The sequence below is a fragment of the Herbaspirillum sp. B65 genome, assembly GCF_000333555.1.
GTDB lineage: Bacteria > Pseudomonadota > Gammaproteobacteria > Burkholderiales > Burkholderiaceae_D > Herbaspirillum > Herbaspirillum rubrisubalbicans.
Genome location: NZ_BADI01000439.1, coordinates 1 through 966 on the forward strand (window position 1 = coordinate 1; position 966 = coordinate 966).

Below are 966 nucleotides of genomic sequence, written 5' to 3' on the forward strand. Positions count from 1 at the left end.
ACAACTGCTTGTTCGAACGTTTCCTGAACCCGGAACGCGTCTCGATGCCCGACTTCGACATCGACTTCTGCCAGGAAGGCCGCGACCGCGTGATCCAGTATGTGAAGGATCGTTACGGCAAGGATGCGGTCTCGCAGATCGCCACCTTCGGTACCATGGCGGCCAAGGGCGCGGTGCGCGACGTGGGCCGCGTGCTGGACCTGGGCTATAACTTCTGCGACGGCATCTCCAAGCTGATTCCCTTCAAACCCGGCAAGCTGGTCACGCTGGCCGACGCCATCGAGGAAGAGCCGCTGTTGAAGGAGCGCCTGGAAAACGAAGAAGAGGTCAAACAACTGATGGGCCTGGCCCAGCAGGTCGAAGGCATCGCCCGCAACATCGGGATGCACGCCGGTGGCGTGCTGATCGCGCCCGGCAAGCTGACCGATTTCTGCCCGCTCTACACCCAGGGCGGCGACTCCGGCGTAGTTTCGCAATACGACAAGGATGACGTGGAAGCGGTCGGTTTGGTGAAGTTCGACTTCTTGGGCTTGACCACGCTGACCATCCTCGACCGTGCGGTGCGCTACATCCGTATGCTCGACCCGGCCATGGCCGACTTCGACCTGGCCAAGCTGCCGCTGGATGACCGGCCTTCCTATGAACTGCTGACCAAGGCCAAGACGGTCGCCGTATTCCAGCTGGAAAGCCGCGGTATGCAAGGCATGTTGAAGGATGCCCGGCCCGACCGTTTCGAAGACATCATCGCGCTGGTGGCGCTGTATCGTCCCGGTCCGATGGACCTGATCCCCGACTTCTGCAAGCGCAAGCACGGCGAAGCCTTCGACTATCCTGACCCACGCACCGAGGGCATCCTCTCCGAGACCTACGGCATCATGGTCTATCAGGAGCAGGTGATGCAGATGGCGCAGGTCATCGGCGGCTATTCGCTGGGCGGCGCCGACTTGCTGCGTCGGGCCATGGGCA

General features: G+C 62.0%; 1 protein-coding gene. It reads left to right on the plus strand.

Annotation, left to right across the window (positions count from 1 at the left end; genetic code table 11):
* On the plus strand, nt 1-966 hold a 966-nt coding region (dnaE, locus tag I5W_RS10535), incomplete at both ends, for a DNA polymerase III subunit alpha (protein WP_044529183.1).